The organism is Emcibacter sp. (assembly GCF_048269205.1).
Lineage (GTDB): Bacteria > Pseudomonadota > Alphaproteobacteria > Sphingomonadales > Emcibacteraceae > Emcibacter.
Genome location: NZ_JBLXJC010000003.1, coordinates 113,957 through 128,737, shown reverse-complemented (window position 1 = coordinate 128,737; position 14,781 = coordinate 113,957). Strand labels below are relative to the sequence as shown.

Here is a 14,781-nt window from a genome sequence, read left to right as displayed (position 1 = left end):
TTGGAGGTCTGTGCAAGTCTCCGTTTTTGCCGGACTTGAATTAGGGGGGCACTCAGGCAGAAGCAAGCCAGCCGCGCCAAGTAAAGGCTGCGTAAAATTGTTCCACATTCTTGAAGCCGGCGTCGAGAATTATTTTCTCGTCTTCCTCGGGTGAATAAAGGCTCAGGACCTGCCCGACCGTTTCCACCATGTTTTTGACCTTTTCCGGATCGGTTCCGGAGGCCACGGCGAATGCGCCGTAGCGCGAAAGCCAGCGGGGACGACTGTCCGCTTCCTGGGGGAAGCTGGAATGGGCAGCGACAAAGGGTGCGTCGGGTTTAAGCCGCTTATGGATTTCGCTGGCGGTGCGGCGACGCTCCTCCGCATCGAGGAAATGCAGGGTTAGCAGGCAGACTGCTGCATCAAAGGGCCCTTTGGGAGCGTCATCAATATAGCCTTCGATCAGGCATGCCCGGTTAGCAAGAGGGCCAAGGGTCTTTCCGGCCAGTTTCAACATTTCTGGGGCGGGGTCTATGCCGGTGAAACACCAACCCGGCTGCATTTCCGCAAGCGCCTTCAATTCGAGGCCGCCTCCTGCACCCAGCACCAGAATATTTGCTGTAGCGGGAACTCGTTCCGCCAGGAGGATGCCGGTCATTTTGTGCAAGTCGGTAAAGCCCGGAACAAAACGGGGGGGCCCTTCCGTGTAGTGGGCGACGGCGTCGGGATCTGAAAAGGGTGCGAGTAGGGTTTCTGTGGGATTATTTTGACTCATGATTGATCTCCGGATGATGAGGGGCTCTGCAGTCTCGCAGGCGAGTCGTGAAATCCTCGCTCAGCATGGCCAGGGTGACATTTCCCAGACGGTTGAGAATCAGGGTTTCGGCTTCGTCTATGACTTGGTCGAGCGCCTTGTTTACCGCCTGTTCGATCAGGCAGGCCGGATTTTCCGATCGGTTGCCTATGGCGATCAGGGCAGGGCTGCCCAAAGCGTCATAAATGTCACGCAGTGAGATTTCCGACAGATCCCGGGCCAGTGACCAGCCGCCGCCATGACCTTTCTCCGACCTGACATACCCCTGTTTGCGCAGTCCCGCCAAGATGCGGCGGATCACCACAGGGTTGGTCTCCATGGCCTTGGCCAGCACTTCGGAGGTTACGGGGGCCTTCTGTGCTGACATGTGCAGCAGGACGTGCAGGATGCCAGAAAGTTTCTGATCGCGTTTCATGTAACTTTTAATATTACAAGAATGGATGCCTGTCAATGTTGTTTCTCGGTTTTACGGCTAGCGGGCATTTGGGCAGGCGGCAGATATTCCCCTTTCTGTCGTTCTTGCCCCGTTTTGTAGTTCATCCCGACCCGGCATGCCGAAAATATGGTGTGATGCAGCATTCCATCGGGTGCAGCAATAAAATTACCAAAATAGATATGATGAAGAAATTTTATTCTGGATTTTTGCGGATTTTTTGCTAGCTTGGGAAAGCGAAATTGTGCAGTGCCGTAATAAATGAGGGAAAAGCCATGCAGAAACCACCAAAGGATTTTTTCAAACCGCTGGCCATCGGGGCGCCGGAACCTTACCGGGAGATCCCCGTGGCGCTGGAGCGGATGATCCATTTCTTTCCGCCCCATGTGGAGAAGATGCGTGCCAAGGTACCCGATATGGTGGGCCAGGTGGATGTATTGCTCGGCAATCTTGAGGACGCCATCCCTGCAGACGCCAAAGAGGCGGCCCGGGCAGGCTTTATCGAGGTGGCGAAGGCGGTGGATTTCGGCAAGACAGGGCTCTGGACCCGCATCAACTGCCTAAACTCCCCCTGGATGCTGGAAGATGTGACCGAGATTGTCTCCGCCGTCGGCAACAAGCTGGATGTGGTGATGCTGCCCAAGGTGGAGGGGGCCTGGGATATCCATTATCTGGATCAGCTTCTGGCCCAGCTCGAGGCCCGGCACAATGTGGAAAAGCCGATCATGATCCATGCCATTCTGGAAACGGCCCAGGGCGTGGACAATGTGGCGGAAATTGCCGCCGCCAGCCCGCGCATGCACGGCATCAGCCTGGGCCCCGCCGACCTTGCCGCCAGCCGCGGCATGAAAACCACCCGGGTCGGGGGCGGTCATCCCTTCTACGGCGTTCTGGAGGATGCAAAAGGGGAGGGCGAGGCCCGCACCTTTTATCAGCAGGACCTGTGGCACTATACGGTGGCCCGCATGGTCGATGCCTGTATGACCTATGGCCTCAAGGCCTTCTACGGCCCGTTCGGTGATTTCTCCGATGATGCCGCCTGCGAGGCCCAGTTCCGCAACGCCTTCCTGATGGGTTGTGCCGGCGCCTGGTCGCTGCACCCGAAACAGATCGCCATTGCCAAAAAGGTCTTCAGTCCCGACGTGGATGAAGTGCTGTTTGCCAAAAAGATCCTGGAAGCCATGCCTGACGGTACCGGGGCCGTGATGATTGACGGCAAAATGCAGGATGACGCCACCTGGAAACAGGCCAAGGTGATCGTCGATCTGGCGAAGATCGTTGCCGAAAAAGATCCCGAGCTTGGGGCTGCCTACGGTTTCTAGAAAGCCAGTCATACTTAATGTGAAGAGCAGGGCGGGGTCGAAAACCCGGCCTGTTTTTTTGTCATTTTATATTGATAATAATTATCAATATAATTAATGTCTTTTTACTGCCTGACGATCAGGTAATAATGAAGGAAGACAGAAATGACGCTTGCTGTTTCGGGGATTCAGCCGAATCTCAGACTTGTGGTCGATAACAGCGCAAAAACTCTGGTCGTATTTTCAGAAACCAGATGGAAGAAACTGATGTTTTCAGGGCATGAATCCTTCGGATCTGAAAAATATAGCCTGGCCCGGTTCTATTATGATCGTGCGAACCGTGAGGCAGTGAATGCCCTTGACTGTTTTGCCGTTGAAGATCCGGCCAGTGTGCAGGAACTTTATACCCGGGCGTCCGCACATGCCATAGCTGCCGAAAATCTGGCGAACATCCATTTTAGAACGGGCTATCGGCAACTGACGGTTTCCGTTCTGACCGGGGCTTTTGAACGCCTGTTATCTATGGCGCTAAATCAGGGTCTGGGCATGGCTTATCGCGAAGTATTGATTGAATGCCTGACCGTCATGCTGGACGGCATGATGAGAATACTGAGAGCCTGTGGCTGTTGTGCCGTCACAATCCATGAGTTCCTGGACCGCGCCGGTCAAGCTGCCATTCAGCTCAGTCAGGGCAGGTAAGGCACTTAACCAACAAAGGCTTTTTCAATCACATAATCGGCTGGCTTGTTATTGGCGCCTTCCGTAAAGCCCGCTATTTCCAGCAGGTCCTTGGTATCTGAAATCATGACAGTGGAGCCACAGATCATCGCGCGGTCGGTTTCCGGGTTTAGGTCTGCGATGCCGAGTGAACTGAAAAGCTTTCCATTTTCAAGCAGGGTTGTAATACGTCCCATATTCGAGAATTCCTCCCGGGTTGTGCTGGCAAAATAAACCAGCTTGTCGCCGGTCAGTTCAGACAGGATTTCGTCTTCCTGAATTGTTCTGATCATGTCCCGGCTATAGTCGAGTTCGGCCACGGTGCGGCAGGTGTGGGTAACGATGATCTGGTCGAATTTCTCATAGGTTTCCGGATCGCGGATAACACTGGCGAAAGGAGCAAAACCGGTCCCGGTGGAAAAAAGGAATAGTCGTTTGCCCGGGAGCAGGGCGTCCAGGACCAGCGTGCCTGTTGGCTTTCGGGAAAGAAGCACTTCGTCACCCGGCGTGATCTGCTGCAGGCGGGATGTCAGCGGGCCGTTCGGTACCTTGATTGAGAAAAACTCAAGCTCTTCGTCCCAGCTGGGGCTGGCCACTGAATAGGCGCGAAGCAGGGGTTTGCCGTTTACTTCCAGGCCGATCATGACAAATTCCCCGGAGCGAAACCGAAACCCGGCCGGGCGGTTCAGGGTGAATGAAAATAGATCTTCAGTCCAGTGTTTGACGCTCAGAACTTCCTGGCGATAAGGACCGTTTGACCGCGCGGTAGCAGCCTTATTCGGGACAATAGCGTCCATCAAACTTCTCCAAACTCAACTACAGACGATGGATGCATGTCGTCTGAAAAATCCCGGATATAAGGTTTTGTACTCAATTATTCGGGTCGATATGTCAATCTTTGATTCTTGCAAAGGCAACATAATTATAATAATAATCATTTGCAATAAAAATGATCATCTTTGCGGACATTCCCTGTGAAGGGGTAGAAACTGACCACGCTGGCGGGCACTGGTCAGTAAGTTCCGGGGTGTTGCAACATTAGATGCTCAGGGCAGAGAGGTTCTTTGTACTGGTATGTGCATTTTATAATTGATAATAATTCTTAATAGCGATATATTCCTTCCTGCTCCCCAAACAAAATGTCCAGTCAGGAAAAGGAAGGACACTTATGGATACAGGAACGGCATCTGGCCGGGGAAAGCTTCATCTTGTTATCGACAATAGCAGCAAAGCCCCGTTGATTTTTTCCCGGTCGCGCTGGAAAAAGCTGATGTTGCTGGGCAACGAGGCGCGTGAAACCGGGAAATATTGTCTTGCCCGCTTCTACTATGACCGGGCCAACCGGGAAGCCGTTGCGGCGCTTGCCGGCCTGTCAGGTGATCCGTCGGTTGGCGCGCAGGAACTTTATGACCGGGCCTCGGCCCATATCATTGCGGCGGAATCCCTGGCGAATATCTATCTGTTGAGCGGGGACCGGCACAAGGGCCTTGCTGTTTTGATCGAGGCCTTTGAGAGATTGCTGGCCCGGGCCAGGAACCGCTCCCTCGGTATGGTGTACCGGGAGGTGCTGATGGAAAGTGTCACCATCATGCTTGATTGCATGGTGGCCACCATGCGGTCCTGCGGCTGTTGCCCGCATATCATTTCCGATGTGATGGACCGGGCCGGCCGGGCCGCCTATCGTCTCAGCCAGGAAGGGTAAAGGGGGGGCAAGCCGGTGATGTAGTAAAAAGAGCGGCTCCCGGGAGCCGCTCTTTCTTTCACCGTTTATTCTCTGTCCTAGTGATCCGACGCGCCGGAGGCGCCGATACCGGTTTCGGAGCGGACCAGCTGAACATCAAACAGGGCCTTTTCCTTCGCCGCCTGGGCGCTCCTGTCGGTTACGGACAACAGCCAGATCATGATGAAGGCCAGCGGCATGCTGTAGAAAGTGGGATAGGCGTGGGGGAAGATCGCTTCTTCATAGCCCAGTACGCCAACCCAGACGCCGGGTCCGAGAATCATCAGGCCGATCGAGGAGACGAGGCCGATAACCCCGCCCCACACCGCGCCGCGGGTGGTCAGGCCCTTCCAGTACATGGCCAGGATCAGGATCGGGAAATTCACGCTGGCGGCTATGGCCATGGCCAGCGAGGCGACAAAGGCGATATTCTGGTGTTCAAAGGCAATGCCCAGCACCACGGAAATGGCGCCCAGCACGAAGGTGGAAATGCGGGACACCCGGATTTCTTCTGCGTTGCTGACCGTTTGTCCGGCCTTGAAGGTTTTGGCATAAAGGTCATGGGCCACGGTAGCAGCCCCGGCCAGTGTCAGTCCGGCTACCACGGCCAGGATGGTGGCGAAGGCCACGGCGGACATGAAGCCAAGCACCAGATTGCCGCCGACGATATGGGTCAAATGCAGGGCCACCATATTGCCGCCGCCCATCAGTTTGCCGTCCGGGGTGTAATAATCCGGGTTATTCATGACAAAGGTGATGGCGCCAAAGCCGATGATAATGATCAGGATGTAGAAATAGCCCATGATGGAGGTGGCGTAAAAGACCGACTTGCGGGCATCCTTCGCATCCTTTACCGTGAAAAAGCGCATCAGGATATGCGGCAGGCCCATGATGCCGAACATCATTGTCAGGCCCAGGGAAAGGATCGAGATCGGATTATCCATCCAGATTCCGGGTTTCATCAGGTCGGCGCCACGGGGGTGAGTGTCAATGGCGCTCTGGAAGATGGCGGACAGGCTGAAATCAAAATGGGCCAGTACGGCAAAGGCGATGTAGGTGCCGCCGACCAGCAGCAGGATGGCCTTGATCAGCTGTACCCATGTGGTGGCCAGCATGCCGCCGAAGCTCACATACATGATCATCAGGAAACTGACCAGCACCACCGCATAGACATATTCCATGCCAAAGAGCAGCTGGATCAGTTTACCGGCGCCGACCATCTGGGCGATCAGGTAAAACAGCACCACCGACAGGGAGCCGATGGCGGACAGGGTGCGGATCGGCTTTTTATTGAGCCGGAAGGAGACCACATCCACAAAGGTGTAGCTGCCAAGGTTGCGCAGCCGTTCGGCAATCAGGAACAGGATAACCGGCCAGCTGGCCATTACGCCGACGGCGAGCAGGGTGGCATCATAGCCAAAGGCAAACAGGGCGCCGGTGATGCCCAGGAAGGTGGCCGCAGACATGAAGTCGCCGGCAATGGCGGTGCCGTTCTGCCAGGGCTTGATTCCGCCCCCGGCCGCATAGAAGTCATCCCTGGTCTTGTTTTTACGGGCCGCCCACCAGGTAATGCCCAGTGTCGCCAGCACGAAAATAAAGAACATGATAATGGCGTTGACGTTCAGCGGCTGTTTTTCAACTTCACCGGAAATATCACCGCCGGCGGCCAGCAGGACTTGTGGCATCAGGCAAAGGAGAACGGAGGTCAGCAGGGTGGAGCATGTGAACCTAGACATCGGCATTCTCCCCGGCGGCATGGTCTTTCAGGAATTTTTTGCGTAGCGGATCGAACTTCCGGTTTGCCCACCAGGTGTAAATGCCGGCACAGAGCATGCCGTTGATGAGCACCAGGAACACCAGCACCATACCCCAGGTCACAGCGCCGTCGTCAGATATGGGCTGGCTGATGATGTCCGCGGACCAGGCCGTCAGGAGGATGTAGATGCCATAGGGGATCGCAATGGCCAGAGTGAGCAGCAGGCTCATTTTCTGTCTGAGGCCGCACAGCCTCCTGAATTCCCGGTTCTCCGATAAGCGTTGCAGGTATTTCTGCTCGTCCGTGGCGTCACTGCCGTACTCGACCGCCTCCTGATCCGACATATACTTAAGCTCCCGATAAATTATTTTAATTATATAACATGAAAAAGTCGTTTTCCCGAAGCGCAAGAATACTCAGCTTTTCTGGTAAGGGCAAGGTTTCATTTGTAACTTTTTTGAGGCACATGGCCGCATTGCCTTTACGTCAGGTCATGTCGCGACGGAGGTGATCGGGACACGGCTGAAACCGCCCGCGTGTTGATGAGTCGGTGTAGGTGGTCAGGCATAATCTAATATAGTTTTATATATAAAATATAATTTCCAAATTATGCGAGTATTTTTCAAATGGATAAAAAGATATTTAAAAACAATGAGGTAAATTATGAATGCTATGAATTATAACCGATGATATCTAAAAACATTCAATTTAATCTGGAAGATAATGTAAAAATATATTAAGTTTAAAATAATTAGAGGAAACTCCGGTGAAGAGAGGAAGGTCATCATGAAAATCGTTTGTCTTGGCGGCGGCCCCAGTGGTGTCTATCTGGCCATTTCCATGAAATTGCAAAATCCCGAACATGACATCGAGGTTTATGAGCGCAACCGGGCCGATGACACTTTCGGCTGGGGTGTGGTGTTCTCGGACCAGACCATGGAAAACCTGAAGGCCAACGACCCGGTCAGTGCGGATAATATGACCGGCGAACTGATTCACTGGGATGACATCGACGTTCATATTCGCGGTGAAGTGATCAAGTCCGGCGGCCACGGCTTTATCGGTATCGGCCGCCAGCGCCTGCTGGATATTCTTTACGATCGGGCGCAGGAGCTTGGCGTCAAATTTCATTTCGAAACAGAAGTGGAACTGGATGATCTCACAACCCGCTTTGCCGATGCGGATTTGATTGTGGCGGCGGACGGTCTTAACTCCAAGGTGCGTAACAATAACCTCGAGGCCTTTGACTGTGACATTGACATGCGGCCCAACAAGTTCGTCTGGCTCGGTACGCATCAGCGTTTTGACGATGCCTTCACCTTCATCTTCGAGAAAACCGAGCACGGCTGGATCTGGGTGCATGCCTACCAGTTCGATGACAAGACCTCGACCTTTATCGTCGAATGCGGCCCGGAAACCTATGACGCCTGGGGTTTCGAGCATATGAACCACGAAGAAAGCGCCGAAACCTGCCGCAAGATTTTTGAAAAATACCTCGGTGGTCATGACCTGATGACCAAATCCGCCCATATTCGCGGCTCCGCCTGGATCAATTTCCCCCGGGTGCTGTGCCATACCTGGGTCAAGGACAACATTGTGCTGATCGGTGATGCGGCCCACACGGCCCATTTCTCCATTGGATCCGGCACCAAGCTTGGCTTTGAAGATGCCATCAGCCTGGCCCAGCATCTGAACTCCGGTCAGGATGTGAAGGAAGCTCTGGTCAGCTATCAGGATGAGCGCGAGCTTGAGGCGCTGAAACTGCAGTCCGCAGCCCGCAATTCCATGTCCTGGTTCGAAGAACTGGATCGCTATCTGGATTTCGATCCGACCCAGTTCACCTACAGCCTTCTTACCCGGTCGCAGCGCGTCAGTCACGAAAACCTGCGCCTGCGCGACAGGGACTGGCTGGAAGGGGTGGAAAAATGGTTTGCGGACCGCGCCTACAAGGCCGTGGGCAAGGACAAGCCGGTCGGGCGCACGCCGCCCATGTTTACCCCCTATAAAATCCGTGACATGGAACTTGCCAACCGGGTGGCGGTCTCCCCCATGTCCATGTATTCGGCCAAAGACGGCCTGATCAATGATTTCCATTTCGTCCATTACGGCGCCCGGGCCATGGGCGGCGCGGGTCTTTTGTTCACGGAAATGACGGATGTCTCCCCGGATGGCCGCATTACCACGGGCTGCGCCGGGATCTATACGGACCAACAGATGCAGGCCTGGAAGCGGGTGGTGGATTTTGTCCATGACAACAGCCAGACCAAGATCGCCATGCAGCTGGCCCATGCCGGCCGCAAGGGATCCACGAAAGTGGGCTGGGAAGGTTATGACATGCCGCTGGACCAGGATAACTGGGAGCTGATTGCCCCGTCACCCATTGCCTGGGACGAGGTGAACCAGACCCCGCGGGAGATGACCCGGGAAGATATGGACCGGGTCCGTAACGATTTTGTGGCCGCCGCAAATCGGGCCGAGCAAGCCGGTTTCGATATGATTGAAATGCATGCGGGTCATGGTTATCTGCTGTCCAGCTTTATCACTCCTGTCAGCAACCAGCGCAGCGACGAGTATGGCGGCTCGCTGGAGAACCGCCTGCGTTTCCCGCTTGAGGTCTTCAATGCCATGCGCGAGGCCTGGCCGGCCCATAAACCCATGTCTGTGCGTATTTCCTCCACCGACTGGGTTGGCGATGACGGTGTGACACCGGAAGAAGCGGTGCTGATTTCCAGGGCCTTTGTAGAGGCCGGAGCCGATATCATCGACGTGTCCACCGGACAGACCCTGCCGGTGCACAAGGTCAATCCGGTGTTCGGCCGCATGTTCCAGACTCCCATGGCCGACCAGATCCGCAACCAGGGTCATGTGTCCACTATGGCGGTGGGAAATATCTTTGAAACCGATCATGTAAACAGTATCCTTGCCGCCGGACGCGCAGATCTTGTGCTGATCGGCCGCCCGCATCTGATGGATCCCCAGTGGGTGATCCGTGCAGCGGCGGAACAGGAATATCATGGCCCGGCGGTTGAGGTGCCGAAACAGTATCTGACCGCCTTTACCCAGCTTGAGACAAACCTCAAGCGGGCGGCGGAAATGGCGCTGAATGCATAGGATTTGGGCATAAACCTTGGCAGGTTTGGGAGTTGCGTCCGCTGGATCTCCTCCGGAGGCGGGCGCAACTTCTTTTTTGGGAAGGAGCATACAGTGAGTGAAAAGAATCAGGGAAAACTTCAGGGAAAACATGCCGTTGTCACCGGTGGCGGACGCGGGATCGGCGCAGCGATCGCCGATGCGCTGGCAGCCGAAGGCGCAAATGTGACCCTGCTGGGCCGGAATATGGACGTGCTGAAGGCAAAGGCGGAGACATTGCCACAGGCCACGCCCCTGGCCTGTGACGTGACGGACCGGGCGGCTGTGGAAGCTGTATTTGCCGAAGCCCGGGAAAACTACGGATCCGTGGATATCCTGGTCAATAATGCCGGCGCGGCGCACCCCGCCCCCTTCATGAAGACATCACCCGACGACCTGCAGGCCATGCTGGATGTGAACCTCAAGGGTCCCTGGCACTGTATCCAGGCGGTCCTTCCGGATATGCTGGAAAAGGACAGCGGCCGAATTATCAATATCGCCAGTACGGCCGCATTGATCGGTTATAAATATGTCACGGCCTATTCGGCGGCCAAACATGCGGTTCAGGGCATGACCCGCTCTCTGGCCCTGGAATTGGCGAACAAGGGTGTCACAGTGAATTCCGTCTGCCCCGGTTTTACCGAAACGGATATTGCATTTGATGCGATTGATAATATTATGAGCAAGACAGGCAGAAGCCGGGAACAGGCCATTGCCGAACTGGCAAAACATAATCCGCAAAAGCGGTTTATTCAGCCGGAAGAAGTGGCCTCGGCTGTGCTCTGGCTGTGTGAAGATGTAAACAGAAGTATGACCGGACAGGCCATTTCCGTGGCTGGCGGCGAGGTGATGTAAACCTGGAAAAGATGGTGAAACAGGATAGCAGGACGCTGTGTACAAAAAGGCTTGGCCTGTGGTTGCGTCTTTTCGCGGATACAGCCCTGATTGAAAAACAAACCCGTCGTCTTCTGCGCACCCATTACGGTGTTACCCTGCCCCAGTTCGACCTGATGTCTGCCCTTGACCGGGCGCCCGGTGGTCTGACCATGGGGGAACTGTCCAAACAGCTTCTGGTTTCCAACGGCAATGTGACCGGGGTTGTGGAACGGCTGCAGCAGGAAGGGCTGGTCAAACGCTGGCCCCTGCCCACGGACCGGCGCATTTACAGTGTCGGACTGACAGCCAAGGGGCGTAGCATGTTCCGGGAAATGGCCGAGCGTCACAGGGACTGGGTCAATGATATCCTGTCCGACATGGATGAGGACGCGGTAGAGCAGATGACGCATCATCTCGATGATTTGCGGGAAAGTCTGAAAAGAAAAGCGGAGCCGGAAACCAAGGGCCGCAAAGTAAGTAAAAAATAGCAAAAACGCAAAACAGGAAAGTGCCGGTTCTCCGGAACAGAGGCATTCCGAAAAATAATAAAGCCGGCCTGACCGGCACGACAGTAACCCGAGGCGGATCAGCCAGCAGTTGAAAGACAATAACTGGAGATAAGCGATGTCTTTGTCGACTGCCCATGAAGACACTTTTGCACGCGATCATCTTCCCCCTGTGGAAGATCAGCCTGCTTTTATATTCGACCTGCCCGAATTGCAGTATCCGGACCGGCTTAATGCGGCGGCCGAACTGCTCGATCGTCACGTGCAGGCAGGCAGGGGGGACCGGATAGCCCTGGTGTTTGAAGACAGTCAGTGGACCTACCGGCAGCTTCTGGAAAAATCTGCCCAGGTGGCAAACGTGCTGACCCGGGACATGGGGCTGGTGCCGGGCAACAGGGTGTTGCTCAGGGGATTCAATAATCCCATGATGGTGGCCTGCTGGTTCGGCGTGCTCAGGGCCGGGGGGATTGCTGTGGCGACCATGCCGATGCTGCGGGCCCGGGACCTGGAACCCATAATCGAAAAGGCGCAGATCAGCCATGCCCTGTGTGATGAGAGACTGGGCGAGGAACTGGAAAAGGCGGCGGCATCAGGTGATTGTCTTGCCGAAACCGGATATTTTACCGCACTGGGTGAGGGAGAGACGGCCTTTGACAAAATGCTGGCCAGAAGACCAAAAAAATTTGACCCCCTGCCCACCCTTTCCGGGGATGTGGCGCTGATTGCCTTTACCAGCGGCACAACCGGCAAACCAAAGGGCACGGTGCATTTTCACCGGGATATTATGTCCATGTGCCATTGTGTGGGGCAGGGGCTTCTGGGTCTGAAAATGGACGACAGGGTAATTGGCAGCCCGCCCATCGCCTTTACCTTCGGCCTCGGGGCACTGGTGACATTTCCCCTGCATGTCGGGGCATCCTCCGTGCTCCTGGAAAACGGCTCACCGCCCAATCTCGTCCGCGCCATCGAAAAATACCGGCCAACCTGGTGTTTTACGGCGCCGACGGCCTACAGGGTCATGCTGGAAGAAATAGGGGAAGTGGATATCTCCAGCCTGAAGAACTGTGTTTCGGCGGGGGAGCATTTGCCGCTGCCGGTACTGGAAGACTGGAAAAAGGCCACGGGAATTGTCCTGATCAATGGTATCGGGGCCACCGAAATGATCCATATTTTTGTTTCCGCCGCCGGACAGGATATCCGGCCCGGCGCCACCGGCAAGGCTATCCGGGGATATCAAGCCCGGGTGGTGGACGAGGACATGAAGGACGTGCCGCCGGGAGAGATCGGCAAGCTGGCGGTCAGGGGGCCTACCGGCTGCCGCTATCTGGATGACGAAAGGCAGAAGGTCTATGTGCGAAACGGCTGGAACCTGACCGGCGATGCCTACCGGATGGATGAGGACGGCTATTTCTGGTTCATGGCCCGGACCGACGATCTGATTGTCTCCTCGGGCTATAATATCAGCGGACCGGAGGTGGAAGAGGTGCTTCTTGCCCATCCTGCGGTCAGGGAATGCGCGGTGATCGGGGCGCCGGACGATAAAAGGGGGCAGATCGTCAAGGCCTTTGTTGTTCCTGCAGATTCCTATAAAGGGGACGGCAAGCTTGTCCTCGCCCTGCAGGATCATGTAAAGGAACATATTGCCCCCTATAAATACCCTCGGGAGGTTGTCTTTATAGACAGTCTGCCGAAAACCGAGACGGGCAAGATACAACGGTTTAAACTGAAAGACCTGTAGCCTGCCGGGGGCAGCGGACGGGACAGGATTATTGGAGCAGCAAATGAAAAACTTCTTTGTGAAAATCAAATGTGAGCTTGGCAAGGCCTATGAAGTGGCGGCGGCCCTTGTCGACAGACTCGAGGACAAGGTGGAAGAGGTTTACTCCATTTCCGGCGAGTTCGACCTGATCATGAAAATCAGGCTTGAAGACGACGAGGATGTGGGCCAGTTTGTCAACGAACATGTTCATGCCATCGACGGCATCAAAGACACCTTCACGTTGATCGCCTTCAAGGCCTTTAAATAAAAAGGTAAATTACTTCTGAGTTTGTCATCCTCCTGTCATGAGTTCCATTGATATGGATCAGTGAAAACAGGGCTTGTTCCCTGTATGACTTCTGCCGAAACGGATAAGAAGGTGACAGAATGACCGCTCTGAGAAAGAACAGGGAATTTACTGCCGATAAACCGCGGGACACTGCCGCCCGCAGCCCGCGACTGCCCCGCTATACCAGCTATCCGACGGCACTGCAGTTCGGTCCGCTGGCCGGGCAGGATCATGTGGCCTGGCTCCGGGCCCTTCCTGCCGACGAACCTGTCAGCCTTTATTTTCATATTCCCTTCTGCGACCAGCTTTGCTGGTTCTGCGGCTGTTATACCCATATCGCCAATCAGTATGATCCGGTTTCCAGATATCTGGAAACCCTGCTTGCAGAGCTTGCCCTGACGTCGTCCCTGACCGGGCGGAAGAAAGTCAGTCACATTCATTTCGGCGGCGGATCACCGACCATTCTTGAGGCCGGGGATTTCGAACGGCTCATGAATGCCGTCAGGGAAGCCTATGAAATTCTGCCGGAGGCCGAGATTGCGGTGGAAGTGGACCCAAGAACCCTGAGCCGGGAAAAGGTCGCCGCCTATGGCCGCAGCGGTGTGAACCGGGTCAGCATGGGCATTCAGGATTTTGATGACAAGGTCCAGAAAACCATTAACCGCATCCAGACGGCCGGGTTGATCGAGGATTGTCTGCGCTGGTTCAGGACCGCTGGAATCGAGGATATAAACTTTGACCTGATTTACGGCCTGCCGAACCAGACACAGGAAACCATCCGGGAAACGGTTCTGCAGACCGTATTCTACCGGCCCTCCCGGATCGCCCTTTTTGGCTATGCTCACGTGCCCTGGATGAAAAAGCACCAGGCCATGATCAGTGCGGAAACGCTGCCGGGACAGATCCAGCGCCAGGCCATGTTTGATCAGGCCCGCAAGACACTTGTTGATTGCGGATACCAGGCCATCGGACTGGATCATTTCGCCCTGCCGGGTGACAGTTTGATCGAGGCTCTCGATGACGGTTTGCTCAGGCGGAACTTCCAGGGCTATACGGCGGACAAGGCGGATACCCTGATCGGTTTCGGGGCATCGGCCATCAGTTCCCTGCCTGGCGGATATGCCCAGAATTCGACGGATATGCGCGTCTATCGCCAGAGTATCGAGGCTGGAGAAAGCCCTGTGGTGCGCGGGGTGGCGGTTTCGCCCCAGGATATTCTGGTCCGCCAGCTGATTTCGGACCTTATGTGTTATCAGCAGGTTGATCCCGAGGCCAGGCTTCGCGAGTCAGGCCTGTCATATGACTTTACCAGGGAATTCAGGGCGCTCGCCGATCTGACCCGGGCCGGATATATGGACCGGAAGGACAGCATGTACCGGATTACCGAGGCCGGCCGGCCCTATCTCAGGGCCATATGTTCGGTGTTCGATAACTACCTGCCGGCCAATTTCGAGGAAAATCCGGATATTCTCTATCGCTGTCTGCATGAAAGCGAGGGCTGA

14 protein-coding genes are annotated in these 14,781 nt (G+C 55.2%); 9 read left to right on the top strand and 5 right to left on the bottom strand.

Translation table 11 applies throughout. The features are described from left to right. Positions 1 to 52: 52 nt before the first annotated feature. Together ACN0YD_RS12915 and ACN0YD_RS12910 are read right to left on the bottom strand one after the other, a co-directional pair. Complete coding sequence (locus tag ACN0YD_RS12915; RefSeq protein ID WP_417320423.1) at positions 53 to 754, bottom strand: class I SAM-dependent methyltransferase; 702 nt, start codon at positions 752 to 754, stop codon at positions 53 to 55. Further along, the gene (locus ACN0YD_RS12910; RefSeq protein WP_417320421.1) at positions 741 to 1,208 is read right to left on the bottom strand and encodes an Rrf2 family transcriptional regulator; all 468 of its coding nucleotides are present in this window, start codon (positions 1,206 to 1,208) and stop codon (positions 741 to 743) included. The genes ACN0YD_RS12915 and ACN0YD_RS12910 overlap by 14 nt, the downstream gene beginning before the upstream one ends. A 293-nt stretch (positions 1,209 to 1,501) precedes the next feature. Here ACN0YD_RS12910 and ACN0YD_RS12905 point away from each other — a divergent pair, with 293 nt between their 5' ends. Both ACN0YD_RS12905 and ACN0YD_RS12900 read left to right on the top strand, forming a co-directional pair. After that, positions 1,502 to 2,548: an HpcH/HpaI aldolase/citrate lyase family protein gene (locus ACN0YD_RS12905; RefSeq protein WP_417320419.1), complete on the top strand. Its 1,047-nt coding sequence runs from the start codon at positions 1,502 to 1,504 to the stop codon at positions 2,546 to 2,548. A 144-nt stretch (positions 2,549 to 2,692) separates the two neighbouring features. Next, entirely contained in the window at positions 2,693 to 3,226 is a 534-nt protein-coding gene (locus ACN0YD_RS12900) for a hypothetical protein (protein ID WP_417320417.1), read from the top strand. A gap of 5 nt (positions 3,227 to 3,231) precedes the next feature. On the opposite strand, the gene ACN0YD_RS12895 is transcribed toward ACN0YD_RS12900, so the two are convergent. After that, positions 3,232 to 4,041 carry a ferredoxin--NADP reductase gene (locus ACN0YD_RS12895; RefSeq protein ID WP_417320415.1) on the bottom strand — a complete coding sequence of 270 codons (810 nt, stop codon included), beginning with the start codon at positions 4,039 to 4,041 and terminating at the stop codon, positions 3,232 to 3,234. Positions 4,042 to 4,412: 371 nt separating this feature from the next. Here ACN0YD_RS12895 and ACN0YD_RS12890 point away from each other — a divergent pair, with 371 nt between their 5' ends. Continuing rightward, positions 4,413 to 4,946, top strand: a complete 534-nt coding sequence (locus ACN0YD_RS12890; RefSeq protein ID WP_417320413.1) for a hypothetical protein — start codon at positions 4,413 to 4,415, stop codon at positions 4,944 to 4,946. Positions 4,947 to 5,023: 77 nt separating this feature from the next. Here the strand turns inward: ACN0YD_RS12890 and ACN0YD_RS12885 are convergent, their stop codons facing one another. Both ACN0YD_RS12885 and ACN0YD_RS12880 read right to left on the bottom strand, forming a co-directional pair. Continuing rightward, complete coding sequence (locus ACN0YD_RS12885) at positions 5,024 to 6,700, bottom strand: cation acetate symporter (protein WP_417320411.1); 1,677 nt, start codon at positions 6,698 to 6,700, stop codon at positions 5,024 to 5,026. Continuing rightward, positions 6,693 to 7,064, bottom strand: a complete 372-nt coding sequence (locus ACN0YD_RS12880) for a DUF485 domain-containing protein (protein WP_417320409.1) — start codon at positions 7,062 to 7,064, stop codon at positions 6,693 to 6,695. Before ACN0YD_RS12880 ends, ACN0YD_RS12885 begins: the two co-directional genes overlap by 8 nt. Positions 7,065 to 7,506: 442 nt before the next feature. Between ACN0YD_RS12880 and ACN0YD_RS12875 the strand changes: the two genes are divergently transcribed. From ACN0YD_RS12875 to hemN, 6 genes are all read left to right on the top strand, one after another. Further along, the gene (locus tag ACN0YD_RS12875) at positions 7,507 to 9,831 is read left to right on the top strand and encodes a bifunctional salicylyl-CoA 5-hydroxylase/oxidoreductase (protein ID WP_417320407.1); all 2,325 of its coding nucleotides are present in this window, start codon (positions 7,507 to 7,509) and stop codon (positions 9,829 to 9,831) included. A gap of 93 nt (positions 9,832 to 9,924) precedes the next feature. Continuing rightward, positions 9,925 to 10,704, top strand: a complete 780-nt coding sequence (locus ACN0YD_RS12870; RefSeq protein WP_417320405.1) for an SDR family NAD(P)-dependent oxidoreductase — start codon at positions 9,925 to 9,927, stop codon at positions 10,702 to 10,704. Between the two features lie 11 nt (positions 10,705 to 10,715). Beyond that, on the top strand, positions 10,716 to 11,213 hold the full coding sequence (locus ACN0YD_RS12865; protein WP_417320403.1) for a MarR family winged helix-turn-helix transcriptional regulator: 498 nt from the start codon (positions 10,716 to 10,718) through the stop codon (positions 11,211 to 11,213). 136 nt (positions 11,214 to 11,349) lie between these two features. Next, positions 11,350 to 12,969 carry an AMP-binding protein gene (locus ACN0YD_RS12860; protein WP_417320402.1) on the top strand — a complete coding sequence of 540 codons (1,620 nt, stop codon included), beginning with the start codon at positions 11,350 to 11,352 and terminating at the stop codon, positions 12,967 to 12,969. A 43-nt stretch (positions 12,970 to 13,012) separates the two neighbouring features. Continuing rightward, positions 13,013 to 13,258, top strand: coding sequence for an Lrp/AsnC ligand binding domain-containing protein (locus tag ACN0YD_RS12855; RefSeq protein ID WP_417320400.1), 246 nt, complete (start codon positions 13,013 to 13,015; stop codon positions 13,256 to 13,258). A gap of 119 nt (positions 13,259 to 13,377) precedes the next feature. Then, complete coding sequence (gene hemN, locus ACN0YD_RS12850; RefSeq protein WP_417320398.1) at positions 13,378 to 14,781, top strand: oxygen-independent coproporphyrinogen III oxidase; 1,404 nt, start codon at positions 13,378 to 13,380, stop codon at positions 14,779 to 14,781.